Annotated in this window: 16 protein-coding genes; 11 read left to right on the plus strand and 5 right to left on the minus strand. The window is 58.1% G+C overall.

Annotation, left to right across the window (positions count from 1 at the left end; genetic code table 11):
• Positions 1-22: 22 nt before the first annotated feature.
• Positions 23-1,183, minus strand: a complete 1,161-nt coding sequence (locus tag IC231_RS00970; RefSeq protein ID WP_190782756.1) for a hypothetical protein — start codon at positions 1,181-1,183, stop codon at positions 23-25.
• Positions 1,184-1,224: 41 nt separating this feature from the next.
• The gene (gene dusB / locus IC231_RS00975) at positions 1,225-2,214 is read right to left on the minus strand and encodes a tRNA dihydrouridine synthase DusB (protein ID WP_190782757.1); all 990 of its coding nucleotides are present in this window, start codon (positions 2,212-2,214) and stop codon (positions 1,225-1,227) included.
• A gap of 163 nt (positions 2,215-2,377) precedes the next feature.
• Between dusB and IC231_RS00980 the strand changes: the two genes are divergently transcribed.
• The 4 genes from IC231_RS00980 to IC231_RS00995 all read left to right on the plus strand — a co-directional run bounded on the left by IC231_RS00980 (position 2,378) and on the right by IC231_RS00995 (position 6,856).
• Positions 2,378-3,409 (plus strand): CPBP family intramembrane glutamic endopeptidase, encoded by a 1,032-nt coding sequence (locus IC231_RS00980; RefSeq protein WP_190782758.1) that lies wholly within the window; start codon positions 2,378-2,380, stop codon positions 3,407-3,409.
• 97 nt (positions 3,410-3,506) lie between these two features.
• Positions 3,507-4,448 (plus strand): phosphatidate cytidylyltransferase, encoded by a 942-nt coding sequence (locus IC231_RS00985; RefSeq protein WP_190782759.1) that lies wholly within the window; start codon positions 3,507-3,509, stop codon positions 4,446-4,448.
• Between the two features lie 218 nt (positions 4,449-4,666).
• On the plus strand, positions 4,667-5,956 hold the full coding sequence (locus tag IC231_RS00990; protein ID WP_190782760.1) for a Glu/Leu/Phe/Val family dehydrogenase: 1,290 nt from the start codon (positions 4,667-4,669) through the stop codon (positions 5,954-5,956).
• Between the two features lie 219 nt (positions 5,957-6,175).
• A complete protein-coding gene (locus IC231_RS00995) occupies positions 6,176-6,856 on the plus strand; it encodes a phosphatidylserine decarboxylase family protein (protein WP_190782761.1) in 681 nt (226 codons plus the stop codon).
• A gap of 119 nt (positions 6,857-6,975) precedes the next feature.
• On the opposite strand, the gene IC231_RS01000 is transcribed toward IC231_RS00995, so the two are convergent.
• Complete coding sequence (locus IC231_RS01000; protein WP_190782762.1) at positions 6,976-7,458, minus strand: GAF domain-containing protein; 483 nt, start codon at positions 7,456-7,458, stop codon at positions 6,976-6,978.
• A 111-nt stretch (positions 7,459-7,569) separates the two neighbouring features.
• The gene (ribD, locus tag IC231_RS01005) at positions 7,570-8,619 is read right to left on the minus strand and encodes a bifunctional diaminohydroxyphosphoribosylaminopyrimidine deaminase/5-amino-6-(5-phosphoribosylamino)uracil reductase RibD (RefSeq protein WP_190782763.1); all 1,050 of its coding nucleotides are present in this window, start codon (positions 8,617-8,619) and stop codon (positions 7,570-7,572) included.
• 92 nt (positions 8,620-8,711) lie between these two features.
• On the opposite strand from ribD, the gene prmC reads away from it, so the two are divergent.
• The 7 genes from prmC to rfbA all read left to right on the plus strand — a co-directional run bounded on the left by prmC (position 8,712) and on the right by rfbA (position 16,057).
• On the plus strand, positions 8,712-9,581 hold the full coding sequence (gene prmC, locus IC231_RS01010; protein ID WP_190782764.1) for a peptide chain release factor N(5)-glutamine methyltransferase: 870 nt from the start codon (positions 8,712-8,714) through the stop codon (positions 9,579-9,581).
• A 137-nt stretch (positions 9,582-9,718) separates the two neighbouring features.
• Positions 9,719-10,312, plus strand: coding sequence for an acyltransferase (locus IC231_RS01015; protein ID WP_190782765.1), 594 nt, complete (start codon positions 9,719-9,721; stop codon positions 10,310-10,312).
• A 93-nt stretch (positions 10,313-10,405) separates the two neighbouring features.
• Positions 10,406-11,701 (plus strand): nucleotide sugar dehydrogenase, encoded by a 1,296-nt coding sequence (locus tag IC231_RS01020; RefSeq protein ID WP_190782766.1) that lies wholly within the window; start codon positions 10,406-10,408, stop codon positions 11,699-11,701.
• An 88-nt stretch (positions 11,702-11,789) separates the two neighbouring features.
• Positions 11,790-12,818: a UDP-glucose 4-epimerase GalE gene (galE, locus tag IC231_RS01025; RefSeq protein WP_190782767.1), complete on the plus strand. Its 1,029-nt coding sequence runs from the start codon at positions 11,790-11,792 to the stop codon at positions 12,816-12,818.
• Between the two features lie 95 nt (positions 12,819-12,913).
• Complete coding sequence (gene rfbB / locus IC231_RS01030) at positions 12,914-13,966, plus strand: dTDP-glucose 4,6-dehydratase (protein ID WP_190782768.1); 1,053 nt, start codon at positions 12,914-12,916, stop codon at positions 13,964-13,966.
• 124 nt (positions 13,967-14,090) lie between these two features.
• Positions 14,091-15,098 carry an SDR family oxidoreductase gene (locus IC231_RS01035; RefSeq protein WP_190782769.1) on the plus strand — a complete coding sequence of 336 codons (1,008 nt, stop codon included), beginning with the start codon at positions 14,091-14,093 and terminating at the stop codon, positions 15,096-15,098.
• 77 nt (positions 15,099-15,175) lie between these two features.
• On the plus strand, positions 15,176-16,057 hold the full coding sequence (gene rfbA / locus IC231_RS01040; RefSeq protein ID WP_190782770.1) for a glucose-1-phosphate thymidylyltransferase RfbA: 882 nt from the start codon (positions 15,176-15,178) through the stop codon (positions 16,055-16,057).
• A gap of 93 nt (positions 16,058-16,150) precedes the next feature.
• On the opposite strand, the gene chrA is transcribed toward rfbA, so the two are convergent.
• Positions 16,151-17,329: a chromate efflux transporter gene (gene chrA / locus IC231_RS01045; protein WP_190783950.1), complete on the minus strand. Its 1,179-nt coding sequence runs from the start codon at positions 17,327-17,329 to the stop codon at positions 16,151-16,153.
• Positions 17,330-17,365: the final 36 nt, after the last annotated feature.

Below are 17,365 nucleotides of genomic sequence, written 5' to 3' on the forward strand. Positions count from 1 at the left end.
TGTAGGTGCTAGTTGGGAAAACCTATTGGTAGTAGGTGTACTGCCAACGCGTGCGGCTCTGCGCGTCAGCGGGAAGAAATACAGTGTCAGGTCGTGAGTTTTTGGCCTCAATGCTCTCTGCCAAATGGCCGCGCTGGTTGTAGCGGTTGGTAGTGCGCTGCTTGTCAATTTCCTGCGCCCGGTACCAAAGCTCAGGTGCATTATCGTAGCGAGTGACGCGGAACAGGCTGTCGACCGGATGCGTGACGGCGCGGAGTGCTTCGGCGGCCAGGTAGGGCCTGTTGTGAGCGGTGTACTCTGTTGCGTCGAGCAGTTGGCCATCGGGGCGGTAGCGCCAGTAACTGATGTGGTGCCCGTAGAGGTTGGGCTGCTCGGGGCCGGTACGGGGCGTATATCGGTTATCGCCGTCGTAGCGGGAATATTCGCGTACCTCGCTCATCCACAAGGAATTTTCGGTGAGTAGCTGGTGCTGGCTGTTAAAAGTTAATAGGCGCAGGTCGCGGAGTTGGGTCATGCCGCGGCGCAGGTTGTAGCTCACGCGGCGCGTCATGTTGCCGGCGGCATCGTAGTACATCGAGTCCAGTTCTACGGGTACTATCAAGTCGTCCAGTCGCAGTTTGGCAATCAGGCGGCGGTTGGCATTGTAGAAATAGAGGTAGCGGGTGCCTAAGCTAAAATGGTCGGAGCCACTACCGCCGGGGGTTACTTGTTCCGTAAAGTTGCCCCAGTCATCGTAGCTGTAGAAGTTGGTGGCGTGGAAAGAAGCTGGGCTGGTGGAGTCGGCCGGGTACTCATCATACTCCTGTATCCGCTGGCCGCAGTCCGTGAATACGGCGTGGTGCGTGTGGTACCACTTGCCATCCTGATAAAACCGCGTCGCCAGCACGTGGCCCATGTCATCCTTGACTGCGTCATGCCATCCGGCCGACGTGGAGGACTGGCTTGTCTCTTCGGGCGTCTGCGGAGTGATGGAATACACTAGGGCACCCGAGCGCGCAAACCGGTAGGTGCGCTGCTCCCGGACCCAGTGCCCGTCCTCTTCATCTGGATAGTAGGAGCGTACATGTATCGTCTGCAGGTGGGCCTTGCGTACGGCAGCCGAGTCCTGAAAATCGGGCAACTGCGCGTAGCTCCGCACTCCGGCAGCTGTCAGCAGCAGGAACATGAAAAGCCAGACGCGCATGTAGCCAAGTCGTAGCAGGTCAACGAGCTATAGAACGTATGCTACCCTACCAAAACTGGCTCGGTAGCAATAATTTCGTTCAGGATGGCGTGCACTTCATCTACCGAATCGGTTTCGACGAGGCGCATACGCCACTGCTTGGCGCCTTCGAGGCCCCGGAAATACTGGGCGTAGTGACGGCGCATCTCAAAGATGCCCACGCGCCCACCTTTCCACTCAATGCTCTTCTCAAAGTGCATGCGGCACATGTTCACGCGTTCCTCCACGGTAGGCGGAGCCAGTAGCTCGCCGGTAGCAACATAGTGCTTCACTTCCCTGAAAATCCAGGGGTAGCCGATGCTGGCGCGGCCTATCATCACACCATCCACGCCGTAGCGGTTTTTGTACTCCACGGCTTTCTGCGGCGAGTCGATGTCGCCGTTGCCGAAGATGGGAATTTTGATGCGCGGGTTGTTCTTGATTTTGGCAATCAGGCGCCAGTCGGCGTCGCCTTTGTACATCTGCACACGGGTGCGGCCGTGTACGGTAAGCGCCTCGATGCCAATGTCCTGCAGGCGTTCAGCCACGTCTTCTACGTTCTTGGTGTCGTCGTCCCAGCCGAGGCGGGTTTTCACGGTCACGGGTAGGTGGGTGTTGCGCACCACGGCGCTGGTCATTTCCACCATCTTCGGCACGTCGCGGAGCAGGGCGGCGCCGGCACCGCGGCAGGCCACCTGCTTCACGGGGCAGCCGTAGTTGATGTCGATGAGGTCGGGGCCGGCCAGCGTGCTGATGCGGGCGCACTCGCCCATCGTCTCCACGTCGGAGCCGAAGAGCTGAATGCCGATGGGTCGCTCGTAGTCGAACACATCGAGCTTCTTGCGGCTTTTGGCGGCGTCGCGGATGAGGCCTTCCGAGGAGATGAACTCGGTGTACATCAAATCGGCTCCGTTGGCCTTGCAGACCGCCCGGAAAGGCGGGTCCGACACGTCCTCCATGGGCGCGAGCAGCAACGGGAAATCGGGCAAAGCAATGTCGCGGATGTAGACCACGGGTAGGGGAGTTAGCGGATTTTACGCAAATTTACGACAATCTGGTGCCTAGTGCTCGGGGCTTGGTGCTTAGGGCGTTCTACTGGCCTCTGAGCCACCCTACTTTCCAAGCCCCGAGCACTAGGCACAAAGCTCTAAGCACCAATTTCCCATGAAAGGTTTCGTGTCCAGCCGTCTACACCCATTTGTCAACCTGCTATTGCTGGTGGGGCTGATGCTGCTGGCCCTGTGCCTGGCCGGTTTCCTGATGGCGGTGCTCAGCAACCTGTTTTTTGGCGTCGGTTTGCTTGAAATCGGCAACGTCACGAAAGACCCGTCGGCAAACCCGCAGGGCTGGGGCGTCTCGATGCTGAGCCAGGGCGTGCTGCTGTTTTTGGGCTTTGGCGGGGCTGCGCTGGCATTGCCCCTAATTACCGGCTACTCGTTGCAAGACTATTTCACGCCGCGCCGGCCCGTGCCGGCCGTGTGGTTACTGGGCGCAGCCGGCGCCGTAATTCTGAGCGTGCCGTTTATGTCGGGGCTGGTAGAATGGAACGCCAACGCGCACTTCCCCGGCTTCCTGAAAGGTCTGGAAACCGAGGCCCGCGAGCTGGAAGAACGCGCCCAGGAGCTAACGCGCTACCTCACGCAGTTCAGTTCGCCCACTCGGTTTCTGGTGGGGTTGCTGGTTATTGCCGTGGTGCCGGCTATTGCCGAAGAACTGGTGTTCCGGGGCGTGGTGCAGCGGAATCTGGTGCAGTGGTTTGGCTCCAGGCACGTAGGCGTGTGGCTGGCGGCGGCCATTTTCAGTGCTATTCACTTTCAGTTTTTTGGCTTCATCCCGCGCTTCATTCTGGGGCTGCTGCTGGGCTACCTGTATGAGTGGAGTGGCAACATTCTGGTGCCAATGGCGGCCCACTTCACGCAGAATGCCTTCCAGATTGTGCTGCTTTATGCCCAGCAACGCGGCGCTTTCTCCACCTTCGACCCCGATTCGACGGAGGCGCTACCGTGGTGGCAGCAGCTGATTTCGCTGGTTCTGACTGGCGCGGCGCTTTGGTTACTCTACCAACGCACGCTACAGCCCACCACCGCGCAGCTGCCCACCGAAATGCACACGCTGGGCCGTGGCGGCGCGGCCATTGCGCATCCCACAACCCCGCCTCCCGCTGGCCGTACCCTCAGCCACGACGGCGTTGACATCAGCCGCGACTAGCCGCGTGCCCGGTGTGCGTGGCTTCGGCCGCCACTGCCTGCTCCTGCTCCTTCTCTTTGTTCCCTGACCTGGGCCCGTGCCCTTAGTACTTCCCCTTTTGTCCGAAACCGCTCCTTCTGTCTCTACTGATCCTGCCACGCCGGGCAAAAAGCCGATGTCCAACTTAGGCCAGCGGATTCTTTTTGGTCTGATTGGGGCTGCCATGCTGCTGGTCAGCATCTGGTATAGCGCCTGGACGTTTGCGGCATTCTTTGCCGTGATGCAAGTGCGCATGCTATGGGAGTTTTACCGCATGATGCGCGAAGCCGGCTACAAACCCGCTGCGTTGTTGGGCAGTGGTATCAGTGGGTTAATTTTTGTTGGTGTGTTTGCGGTAGTAATCGTAAACAATGTCACTAACTCAAATGACCCAGACTTTCATGTAATAGTAGGCAATGGTGTACGCTTTGCAGGACCTGCACTAGTAGGCATTATTTTATTATTGCCAACGGTGCTGATTTTACGTGAGATGTATGCTTGGCCACGCGAAAAGCAGGATTTCTCGCCTTTTTCCAACGTAGGCGTGGCCCTGCTGGGCCTTCTTTACGTGAGCCTGCCGATGAGCTTGCTCAATGTAGTGGCGTTCAACGAACAAGGCTACGATTACCGGCGCATTCTGGCGCTGCTGCTATTGGTCTGGTCCTCGGATATTGGGGCGTATGCAGCAGGCAAGTCGTTTGGCAAGCACAAACTCGCCCCCAAAATTTCGCCCGGCAAAACCTGGGAAGGCGCCATTGGAGGCTTTCTGCTGACGCTGGCTATGGGCTGGGCGCTGGGCTATCTGCTGCCCGAACTCTCGCTCACCTACCGCCTCGTGGTAGCTGGGGTAGTGGCTGTATTCGGCCCGCTCGGCGACTTGGCGGAGTCCATGCTCAAGCGTAGCGTGGGCGTGAAGGACTCCGGCCGCATCATGCCTGGCCACGGTGGCCTGCTCGACCGGTTTGATGCTTTCCTATTTATTCTGCCTGTGCTGGCGCTGCTACAGTTGCTGCTAGGCTAATTGCCGAAACTATCCGGCTCTGCCTGGTCGCGCGCTATTCTTCGGACTCGTGTAGCGCGCTACGCCGAGCAAAGGGGCTTTTCTTTCACTTTCCAAGTCTGGCCGAGTATGTGGTAAACCCACTACCTTTGGCCCCCAAACTGACCTGCGTGCACTCTTTGCCGCCCCCGGCGGAGTGCCGTTTATTCAAATTCCCCACCCACCAAACCTAACCCCGTATGGCTGCCACCACGGTGTACAAAGAGCCGGCTCCCCGCGTCGATGCCGAAAATCCCCTCGAATCCATGATGTCGCGTTTCAACGTGGCCACGGAAATCCTGGGTCTTGACGAAGAAACTTACGACGTACTCAAAGCGCCCGACAAGCAGGTTATCGTGCACATTCCCGTCACGATGGATAACGGCAAAGTGCGCGTGTTTGAAGGCTACCGGGTGGTGCACAACACCATTCTGGGCCCTTCGAAAGGCGGTATCCGCTACGACAAAAACGTGCACCTCGACGAGGTAAAGGCCCTGGCCGCCTGGATGACGTGGAAGTGCGCCGTAGTTGACCTGCCTTATGGCGGTGCCAAAGGGGGTATCATCTGCGACCCGACGACCATGAGCGCCGGCGAAATCGAGCGTCTGACCCGCGGCTATACTATGGCCCTGAAGGACGTGTTCGGGCCTGATAAGGACATTCCGGCTCCCGATATGGGCACCGGCCCACGCGAAATGGCGTGGCTGATGGACGAATTCTCCAAAACGGTAGGCGCAACGTCGCCGGCTGTCGTGACGGGCAAGCCCTTGGTGATGGGTGGCTCGTTGGGCCGCACCGAGGCTACGGGCCGGGGCGTGATGGTATCGGCGCTGGCGGCGCTCAAGAAGCTGGATCTGGACCCTGCTACCGTATCGGCGGCGGTGCAGGGCTTCGGCAACGTGGGCTCATGGGCCGCGAAGCTGCTAAGCGAGCAGGGCGTGAAAATCAAGTGCATTTCAGATGTAAGCGGCGCTTACTGGAATGAGGCCGGCATCAACATCGATGAGGCAGTAGCCTATAAAAACGCCCACAAAGGCCGCCTCGACGGTTTCCAGGGTGCTACCCTCATGGACAACGCCGACGACCTGCTGACCTCCGACGTGGACGTGCTGGTACCGGCTGCCGTGGAAGACGTTATTACCGAGCACAACGCCCACAAGATCAAAGCCAAGCTGATTGTGGAGGGGGCCAACGGCCCGACTTCGGCTTCCGCTGACCCTATTATCAACGAGAAAGGCATCATGGTGGTGCCGGACATTCTGGCCAATTCGGGCGGCGTAACCGTGAGCTACTTCGAGTGGGTGCAGAACCGCCAAGGCTTCAAATGGACTGAGGAAATGGTAACCGAGCGTGCCGACCGGATTATGTCCGATGCCTTCGAGAAGGTGTACGCTACCAGCCAGAAATACAACATTCCGATGCGCATTGCGGCCTACGTAGTAGCCATCGATAAAGTAGCCCAGACCTACCGCTTCCGCGGCGGCTTCTAAGGCAGCCCGGCTGCCTGCTCCGGATTTTCCGGCCAGTAGCTCGACTTTTTTAGCAGCTAATTCGTACCATTGATTGGCCCGGACCATACGGTTCGGGCTATCTTTGTAAAAAGAGTACCCTATTTTGTCACGCAAGCAGGCCTGTCTGCTTTGTATTCCGATTGATTAACCGGCCGCCACTACCCGCGAAAACCGTGTAATCTGCCACATCTGCGCTTCATGAAGATCCACAAAGAAGGACGACGAATACTGTTCTTTACCCTGCTGGCCCTGCTGGCCGTTAACCTGCTGCTGTTCCGGGTGAATGCGGAAAACCTGCTCTTCAACCAGATTTTCGCGGGCGCCTCAGCCATTGCGTTTCTGCTGTTGCTGCAGTTTTTCCGGAGTCCGGCGCGGCGCCTGTTCACGCACGAGGACCTGCTCGTGGCCCCAGCCGACGGCAAGGTGGTGGTGATTGAGGACGTACATGAGCCGGAGTACTTTGATGATATGCGCAAGCAGATCAGCATTTTCATGTCGCCGATTAATGTGCACATCACCCGCAACCCAATTTCGGGTATTGTGCGCTACTTCAAGTACCATCCCGGCAACTATCTGGTGGCGTGGCACCCCAAAAGCAGCACCAAAAACGAGCGTACTACAGTGGTGGTAGAGTCGGAGGCTGGTCCGTTTGTGCTGTTCCGCCAGATTGCCGGCGCCATGGCCCGCCGCATCGTGTGGTATGTAAATGAAGGGGACGAGGTAAGCCAGGGCGAAGAGTTCGGCTTCATCAAGTTCGGCTCCCGCGTCGATATTTTCGTGCCGATTGATACGGACGTGAAAGTGCAGATCGGCGAGAAGGTAAAAGGCGGCCAGACGGTTATTGCCCAATTGAAAACCGAAGCGCCAAGCCTGTTTTAGAGCCTGCCAACTCGGCACAGCTATATGCATAACTACACAACAAGGCCCGACGCTAAAGCGCCGGGCCTTGTTGTGTAGTTGTTGGTTGTTCTGGCGTTAAGCAATGACAGGATAGTCGTTTAAAACCAACGAGCTGCCAGTTGCATCAGCTGCTCCAGGGCCTGCTGATCGTCGTGGTCGAAATCGTTGAGCTGGTCGCTGTCCACATCGAGCACAGCCACTACCTGGCCGGCTTTCAGCACGGGCACCACTATTTCAGATTTGGACTCGGAGCTGCAGGCAATATGGCCGGGAAACTGCTCTACATCGGGCACCAGCAGGGTAGTGGCCTGGGCCCAGCTGCTGCCACATACACCCTTGCCGCGCCGAATGCGGGTACAGGCGATAGGGCCCTGGAAAGGCCCCAGCACCAATTCCTCGTCTTTCACAAGGTAGAAGCCCACCCAGAAAAACCCGAAAGCCTGCCGGAGCGCGGCTACGGTATTAGCCAGGTTGGCCACCAGATCCGGTTCGCCGGTAGTCAGGGCTTCAATCTGGGGTAGGAGCTGGCGGTATTGTTCGGCTTTGGTGAGGGTGGTATCGAGGTGCAGTTCTTCGGCCATGGGTTGGATTGGATACGGAAGTGAAACGACAAGTAAGCGTACTATACGCTATGGTGCGCTGCCGTATCAACAAAGGTAGCGGCCGGTTGGCTCTGGCTGGCTGTGTCTGCTTTACTTGTTGGCTCCGTTCACGTACACAAACAGCTCATCTTCGCCAAGCTGGCAATGCTCCCGCAACCCGCTCAGGCCCGGCTTGGGGGCCGATACGCCGCCGCCCAGCCGCTTGGGACTGCGCAACACCCGAATTTCGTCCCAGAGCCCATCCTTCAGCAGCGAGTTGAGCACGGTTGGGCCACCTTCTACCAGCACCGACTGCACATTGCGCTGGTGTAAGTTGTTGAAGATCTGAGGAAACAGGTCTTCGGCTTCGGAAAGCATTACAAACCCGAGGTTGTTTTTGGTAGCCCGCTCCCGGTAGGTATAAACTACGGTAGGTTGCTGCCCATTGAAGAGGTGATGCGTAGGCGGCAGACTTAGGTTTTTGTCGATAACGATACGCGTTGGGTTGGGGCCTGGCCAGTCGCGCACGGTCAGGTGCGGGTTGTCGTGCAGGGCCGTGCGGGTACCCACCAGAATAGCCTGCTCTTCGGCCCGCCACTGGTGCACGGCCACCCGCGCCAGGTCGCCACTAATAGGCACCGATTGATAATAGGGCCCTGCTAGGTAGCCATCAGCCGTTTCGGCCCACTTTAGCACAACATATGGCCGCTTTTTCTCCTGAAACGTGAAAAACCGGCGGTTCAGCCAGCGGCCTTCGTGCTCTAGCACACCCGTTTCTACCGTTATGCCTGCTTCACGCAACCGGGCGAGGCCACGGCCTGCTACCAGCGGGTTCGGGTCGAGGTTGCAGACTACCACTTCTGGAATTCCTTTTTCAATAAGCAGGTCGGCGCAGGGAGGGGTTTTGCCGTGGTGGGAGCAGGGTTCCAGCGTTACGTAAGCGCGGCTATGCGGGAGCAGAGTAGGGTCGGCTACGGCTGCTACGGCATTCACTTCGGCATGTGGCCCGCCATACTGCCGGTGCCAGCCTTCCCCAATAATGCGGCCCTCATGCGTGATAACGCAGCCCACCAGCGGGTTGGGGCGGGCGGCGCCGGTGCCAAGCCGGGCCAGGTCCAGGGCACGGCGCATCATGAGCAGGTCGAAATCAGGAGTAGGCATAGGCGGGAAGGCTGAGCGGAATGATAAGCGAAATGTAACCCGAACTTTTAGCTTGCGCTACCCATCGGCAGCCAGCCGTGTACCTTTGCCGCATGCCCACGCTCCGCCAACTCACCGCTGACCTCTCTACCGATCTGCAGGCACACTATCCTGTGCCGGAAGCAGCCAGCATTGCCGGGCTGGTGCTGGAGCATCTACTGGAGCTTACGCCGCTGCAGCGCCGCATGCAGGCCGATACGCTGGTACCCGCAGAAGTGCTAGCACAACTTCCGGCACTGCAAGCACGCCTAATGCGCCACGAGCCAGTACAGTACGTGCTGGGAGTAGCGCATTTTGCTGGTATGGAACTGGCCGTAACGCCTGCCACACTCATTCCGCGCCCCGAAACGGAGGAACTGGTGCAACTAATCGTAACCGAGCAGCGCGGCCAGAGCACTACGCTTTCGGTGCTGGACGTAGGTACTGGCAGCGGCTGTATTGCGCTGGCACTATGCCGGGAGCTGGAGCCGGCTCGCACAGTAGCCGTCGATGTTTCGGGAGAGGCACTGGCCGTAGCGAGCCGCAACGCTGCCCGCTACGGTTGCGAAATCGACTTCCAGCAGGTAGATATACTGACGCAAGAGCCCCAAGGTATTGCGCCGGCTACGTTGGATGTGCTGGTCAGCAACCCGCCCTACGTACTGGAAAGTGAGCGGCCTCTCATGCGGGCCAATGTGCTGAACTACGAGCCGGCCAGCGCACTGTTCGTGCCCAACCACGACCCGCTGCTTTTCTACCGCTGCATAGCCGAGTTGGGAACCAAGCTGCTACGACCAGGCGGCGCGCTCTATTTCGAAATCAACGAGCAATACGCTACCGAAACTGTGGCACTGCTGGTGGGGCTGGGCTATACAAGTGCTGCTGCCTGCCCCGATATGTTCGATAAAGCCCGTATTGTGCGCGCCAGTTTGCCGGGCGTGTAACGGGTCCGGCACTGATCTGCTGCTCAGGGCCAACGCTGAAAAAAGGGCTTCTACGCACCAATCAGCCGGATGCAGCACTCAGCTGTACACAACAAAATTCAAAGCCCTACCTTTGTCGGCTGAACTGCCGTGCCCCTATGACTATTGCTCCTGCCTACTTCGCGCACCCCACTGCCGTCCTCGACGATGGGTGCCGTGTAGGTGCCGGCTGCCGTATCTGGCACTTCAGTCACCTTAGCCCCGGTTCAGAGTTGGGAGAGGGCTGCAGTCTGGGCCAGAACGTGTTTGTGGCCGATGGCGTACGCCTGGGCCGCAACGTGAAGGTGCAGAACAACGTGAGCCTGTATACCGGCGTGGAATGCCACGATGATGTGTTCATCGGGCCATCGGCCGTGTTTACCAACGTGCTGAACCCTCGGGCGGCTGTTGTGCGCCGCCACGAGTACCGGAAGACAATAGTGGAGCGGGGCGTGAGCATAGGGGCCAACGCCACGGTGGTATGTGGTGTGCGGCTGGGCGAATACGCGTTTGTCGGCGCTGGCTCCGTCGTCACCAAAGACCTGCCACCTTATGCGCTGGCCTATGGCAATCCGGCCCGGCAGCGCGGCTGGATGAGTACCCACGGCCACCGGCTGGCGTTTGATGCGGCCGGCCACGCTACCTGTCCGGAAAGCGGCGAACAGTACCGGCTAACCGAAGGCCGGGTTTCTCGTATCAGCCCCGAATCATAGCAAGATTTCCGGTGCGGCAACCACAAATGGGTTGCGGTGCCAACCAGAACAAGTTCAAGACCTTACGTCACCAAGATTCTAAGACCCTTCATCGTGTACGAGCAACTACTTCGCAAAGAGGCCACGCTGGCCGTTATTGGCCTCGGCTACGTCGGCCTGCCCATCGCCCTCGAGTTTGCCCGCAAAATCAAGGTTATCGGTTTCGATATCAATGCGAAGCGCGTAGACATGATGCGCAACCACGTGGACCCCAGCGGCGAGCTGGAAACCAAGGACTTCGAGGGCTGCGACATCGAGTTTACGGATTCGCTGGAAGTACTGCGCGAGGCCCGGTTCTTTATTGTAGCTGTGCCGACGCCTATTGATGAGCACGCCCAGCCCGACCTCAAGCCGCTGCTCGGGGCTTCTTCTACCGTAGGCAAAGTGCTGAAAAAAGGCGACTACGTGGTGTTTGAAAGCACCGTGTACCCTGGCTGCACCGAAGACGACTGCATTCCCGTGATGGAAAAGCTTTCGGGCCTGAAATTTCCCGACGACTTCAAGGTTGGCTACTCGCCGGAGCGCATCAACCCCGGCGACAAGGAGCATACGCTTTCCAGCATTATCAAAGTAGTAGCCGGCTGCGACGACGAGTCGCTGGATGTTATTGCCAAGACGTATGAGTTGGTGGTGAAGGCTGGGGTGCACCGCGCCAGCAGCATCAAAGTAGCCGAAGCCGCCAAAATCATCGAAAACACGCAGCGCGACGTTAATATTGCCCTGATGAACGAGCTGTCGATGATTTTCGACCGCATGAGCATCAACACGTACGAAGTGCTGGAAGCGGCTGGCACCAAGTGGAACTTCCTGAAGTTTTCGCCCGGTCTGGTGGGCGGCCACTGCATCGGTGTCGACCCGTACTACCTTACGTACAAGGCCAAAGAGCTGGGCTACGATGCCAAGGTGATTCTGAGCGGGCGCACTACCAACGACAATATGGGCGCTTACATCGCACGCAAAACCGTGCAGATGATGATTAAGAAAGGCAAGGACGTGGCCCGCAGCCGCGTGCTGGTGATGGGGGCTACGTTCAAGGAAAACGTGGAAGACATCCGCAATTCCAAGGTCGCCGATGTCATTCAGGAGCTGAAAAACTTCTCCGTAAACGTAGACATTGTGGACCCACATGCTGATTCCGATGAGCTGCACCACGAGTACGGCTTCCGCCTGACGCCCGCCAGCGAAGTGCGCGACGACTACGACGGCGTAATTGTGGCCGTGAGCCATGCGCCTTACACGTCGCATGACGAAGCATATTTTCAGTCGATTACCGCTGAAAATGCGGTACTGGTAGACATCAAGGGTCTGTTCCGGGGCAAAATCCAGGACATGCAATACTGGAGCCTCTAGTTTTACTGAATGAGCGAATGAGTGATTATCGTCTAACGATACAGCTGCCATTCACTCATCCACTCATTCACCTATTCACTCATTGCATATGGAACGCGCGAAAATACTGGTGACCGGTGGAGCAGGCTATATTGGCTCGCACGCGGTAGTAGAGCTGTATGAAGCCGGTTTTCAGCCGGTTATTGTTGATAATTTCAGCAATTCGCAGGAATCAGCACTCACTGGTATCGAGACGATTCTGGGAGTGAAAGTGCCGTTTCACCGCATCGACTGCAATGATGTGGAAGCCATGCGGGCCGTGTTTGCGGAGGAAGGTAGTCTGCGTGGAGTCATCCATTTCGCGGCCTATAAAGCCGTGGGCGAATCGGTACAGAAACCGCTGGAATACTACCAGAACAACGTCGGCTCGCTGCTGACCCTGGTGCAGGTGATGCGCGAGTTTGGGGTAGAGGCCCTGGTGTTTTCGTCGTCGTGCACGGTGTATGGCATTCCGGACGTGCTGCCCGTAACGGAGCAGACACCGACCAAAAAGGCTACCTCGCCTTACGGTGCTACCAAGCAGATGTGCGAAGACATTCTCAACGATGTAGCCGTTGCGCCGGATAACAAGCTACACACCATTCTGCTGCGCTACTTCAACCCGGTTGGCGCCCATGCCTCAGCTCAGATTGGGGAGCTGCCACTAGGCGTACCGAACAATCTGGTGCCGTTCATTACTCAGACTGCTGCTGGCCTGCGCCAGGAACTGACCGTGTATGGCGACGATTACGATACCCCCGACGGCTCCTGCGTCCGCGACTATGTGCACGTAGTAGATCTGGCAAAAGCCCACGTAGTAGCGGTGCAGCGCCTGCTCGATGGCAAGGGAGCCGCAGTAGAAACGTTCAATGTGGGCACTGGTCAGGGCAACACTGTCCTGGAAGTTATCCGGACGTTTGAGCAGGTGAGCGGGCAAAAGCTTGCCTATCATGTTGGCCCGCGTCGCCCGGGCGACGTGCCTGCCATCTACGCCGACGTTACCAAGTCGGTAGCCGAGCTGGGGTTCAAAACCACCGCTACGCTAGCCGAAGCCCTGCAAAGCTCCTGGAAGTGGCAGCAAAATTTAATGAGTAAATGAGTGAATGAGTGGATGCGCGAGTGGCTCTGCATGAGCGGCCGTCCTCGTCCATTCATTCACTCATCCCTTCATTCACTCATTACCTCATTGGAAAAATGAAAATTATCATCACCGGCGGGGCCGGCTTCATTGGGTCGCACGTGGTGCGCCTGTTCGTGACCAAATATCCGGAGTATCAGATTCTGAACCTGGATGCGCTGACGTATGCCGGCAACCTCGAAAACCTGCGTGACATCGAAAACGCGCCCAACTACCGCCTGGTAAAAGGCGACATTACGGATCAGGCTTTCGTCGATCAGCTGTTCGCGAATGAGGAGCCCGACGCCGTGATTCACCTGGCTGCCGAAAGCCACGTGGACCGGAGCATTACCGATCCGCTGGCTTTCGTGAAAACCAATGTGCTGGGCACCGTGCATCTGCTGAACGCCGCCAAAAACCTGTGGAAGCCGCTAGGCTACGAAGGCAAAACCTTCTACCACGTGAGCACTGACGAGGTGTACGGCTCCCTGGACTTCGGCCCGGAGATGTTCACGGAAGACACCAGCTACGACCCCCGCTCGCCTTACTCGGCCAGCAAGGCATCGTCGGACCACTTTGTACGGGCCTGGCACCACACGTACCACATGCCCGTGAAGCTGAGCAACTGCTCTAACAACTACGGCCCTAATCATTTCCCTGAAAAGCTGATTCCGTTGGCCATCCACCGGATTCAGCACGGCCAGCCGGTGCCGGTGTATGGCAAAGGCGAAAACGTGCGCGACTGGCTGTTTGTGAAAGACCATGCTACCGCTATTGACGCCGTGTTCCATCGGGGCAAAGTGGGCGAAACCTACAATATCGGTGGCGTGAACGAGTGGGCCAACCTAGAGCTGATTCATTTGCTCTGCGACACGCTGGACGAGAAAACCGGCAAGGAAAAGGGCACTTCCCGCAAGCTCATCACCTTCGTGACGGACCGCGCCGGCCACGACCTGCGCTATGCCATCGACAGCAGCAAAATTATGAACGAGCTGGGCTGGAAACCGTCCGTTACGTTCGAGCAAGGACTGTCCCAGACCGTAGACTGGTACCTGGAAAACCAGGAGTGGCTGGAGCACGTCACCAGCGGGGCCTACCAGGACTACTACCAGAAGCAGTACAACCGCTAAGTCAAAAAGAACGTCCTGCTGAGCTTGCCGAAGCATCTCTACTGCTTCGCCTGAACTCTACTTAAACGTCAGCAGTAGAGATGCTTCGGCAAGCTCAGCAGGACGTGCTGATTATCCCCAAGAAATGTACGACACTCCATTCCACAACCAGCCGCTCGATAATCTGAGCTTCCTCGTAACCGGCGGAGCCGGCTTTATTGGCTCAAATCTGGTAGAATATCTGCTGAAATACGGCGCCAAAGAGGTGCGCGTGCTGGACAATTTTTCCAACGGTTTCCGCAAGAACGTGGCCCTGTTTGCGGCCAACCCGGCCCTGCGCGTGATTGAAGGCGACATCCGGGACCGGCAGACCTGCATCGACGCCTGCCAAGGCATTGATGTGGTGCTGCACCAAGCGGCGCTGGGTTCCGTGCCCCGCTCCATCAACGACCCGATTACGTCTAACGACGTGAACGTAGGCGGTTTTGTGAACATGCTGGTCGGAGCGAAGGAAGCGGGCGTAAAGCGCTTCGTGTACGCGGCCTCCAGCTCCACCTACGGCGACCATAAGGCACTGCCGAAGGTAGAAGACCGGATTGGTAAGCCCCTTTCGCCCTACGCCGTGACCAAATATGCCAACGAGCTTTACGCCGACGTATTTGGCAAAACCTACGGCATGGAAATCATTGGGCTGCGCTACTTCAACATCTTCGGTCCGCGCCAAGACCCGAATGGGGCCTATGCAGCCGTTATTCCGCTCTTTATTGATGCGGTGCTGGAAGGCAAGCCGCCTCGTATGAACGGTGATGGGGGCCAGACGCGCGACTTTACGTTCGTCGAGAACTGCGTGCAGGCCAACATCAAGGCGGCGCTGACGCAGAACCCCGAGGCCGTGAACCAGGTGTACAACGTGGCCGTGGCCGACCGCACGTCCCTCAACGACCTGTTCAACATCCTGAAGGAAGAAGCCGGCTCCGACATTACGCCCGAGTATGGCCCCGACCGTGCCGGTGACATCCGGGATTCTCTGGCCGACATCAGCAAGGCGAACAACCTGCTCGGCTACCAGCCCCAGATCCGCATCCGGGAAGGCCTGCAGAAAACCCTGGACTGGTTTAAAGCCAACCAGGCGTTCATTGCCGAACGGAATTAGTCCGGCTGTCGGTCGTGCCTCGGTAAGCGTAGCATGCCGGTCTTTTATCCAAGTCCCAAGTCGCTAAGTTCCTACTTATGAAAGGCATCATTCTCGCCGGAGGCTCCGGCACCCGGTTGCACCCGCTGACGCTGGCTGTGAGCAAACAGCTTATGCCCGTCTACGACAAGCCGATGATTTATTATCCCTTGTCGATTCTCATGATGGCCGGTATCCGGGAAATCCTGATTATCACCACCCCCCACGACCAAGAGCAGTTCAAAAAATTGCTCGGCGACGGCAAGAGCCTGGGCTGCAACTTCCAGTACGTGGTACAGGCAGTGCCCAACGGTCTGGCCCAGGCCTTCGTGCTGGGAGCCGACTTCATCGGGGATGATAAGGTGGCGCTGGTACTCGGCGACAACATTTTCCATGGTGAAGGAATGGAAGAGCTGCTGAAATCAAACAACGACCCGGAAGGCGGCGTGGTGTATGCCTACCATGTGCACGACCCGGAACGCTACGGCGTGGTGGAGTTTGATGCCGATAAAAAGGCCCTTAGCATTGAGGAGAAACCGGTTACACCGAAAAGCAACTATGCCGTTCCAGGCCTCTATTTCTACGACAACGACGTAGTGCAGATAGCTCGCGACCTGAAACCCAGCCCTCGTGGCGAGTATGAAATAACCGACGTAAACCAAGAGTACCTGCGCCGCGGCAAGCTGAAAGTGGGCATTTTGGGCCGCGGCACCGCTTGGCTCGACACGGGTACCTTCGAAAGCCTGATGCAGGCCGGCGAATTTGTGCGGGTGCTGGAGCAGCGCCAAGGCCTGAAGGTGGGTTCCATTGAGGAAGCCGCTTATCGTCAGGGCTTTATTAATGCGGACCAGCTGCGCAAAATTGCCGAGCCCCTGCGCAAAAGCGGCTACGGCGACTACCTGCTGCGCCTGCCCGAGCAACTCGTTATGAAAGGCATGTAACCGGTTGCGCGACTAGCTAGTAAGTTTCATCAAGCCCACAGCCCTTCTGCTCCCTAAGCAGAAGGGCTGTGGGCTTTTAAGGATGGTACCTAATTAAAATATCACACCTGCCAGCAGGCCAGCCAGCACAATCAGGTAGGAGGGAATCTTCTCCCAGAGCAGCACCAGAAACGTAGCGCCAATAAGCCCCAAGTTGACTGGGGTATCGGGTAGCGGGTGATACAGCAGGAACACCGCGGCGCATACCAGTCCCGCACTCACCGCATTGATGCCCTCCATGGAGGCCTTTACCACCCGATACTGCTTAAGCTGGTCCCAGAACCGGATCAGAAAGAAAATCAGGAGCGTGCCGGGCATGAAGATGCCGGCCGCCGCTACCAGCCCGCCGGCTATCTGGCCCCCCAGACCGTAGTCGCGCATGGCCAATGCCCCGATATAGGAGGCAAAGGCGAAATTGGGACCAGGTAACGCCTGCGTAAGCCCGTAGCCCGACAGAAACTCCGGCGCCGACAGATAGCTTTTAAACTCCACGAACTCAGCAAACAGCAGCGGCGCCAACACCTGCCCGCCGCCAAACACGAGGCTGCCGTTGCGGTAGAAGTTCTCGAAGAGCAGCACGGGCAGCTCACGGGTGTAGTGGCCCAGCACGGCCGCCGATATAAACACCCCGCCCCACAGCATAAAGTTGGCCCACTCAATGCGCAGCGGCTGCTTATGCGTCACGACGGCGTGCTTGCGGTACCGGAACGTAGTAACCAGGCCCCCACCAAACAGCAGCAGCGGCAGCACCGAGGGCAGCTGGAACCGGTATGCCAGCATAGCTGCCGCCACCATCAGCGCTACCGAGGTTTTGGTATGAATGACCTTCTCGGAAATCTTATAGGCGGAATAGGCAACGAAGCCCACGGCAATCGGCTGAATGTACTGGACCAGCCCGGTCACCTGCTCTTTGTCGAGGTAGTTCATGGCCAGCCCGGCCGCCGTCATGATGCATACGGCCGGCAGCATCCAGACCAGCAGCGTCAGGTAGGCCAGATTGGGGCCGCCCAGCCGAAAGCCGATGGCCGTAATGGTCTGGGTGGAGCCGGGGCCCGGCAGCAGCTGGCACAGTGCCATAATTTCGAGCAGCTCGGCCGAGGTAAGGTAGCGCCGCTTGTCTACGAGCAGGCGCAGCATCATGGCCGTATGCGCCTGCGGGCCCCCAAATGATGTAACGGCCAGCAGCGCCACATCTTTCAGGAAGATAATGCCCCGCACCCGGCGTGTAGGCAGCCGACGGCGCCCACGCGGAGGCGGAGCCAGCTTAAT

Origin of the sequence: Hymenobacter duratus, assembly GCF_014698995.1 — a bacterium.
GTDB classification, from domain to species: Bacteria; Bacteroidota; Bacteroidia; order Cytophagales; family Hymenobacteraceae; genus Hymenobacter; species Hymenobacter duratus.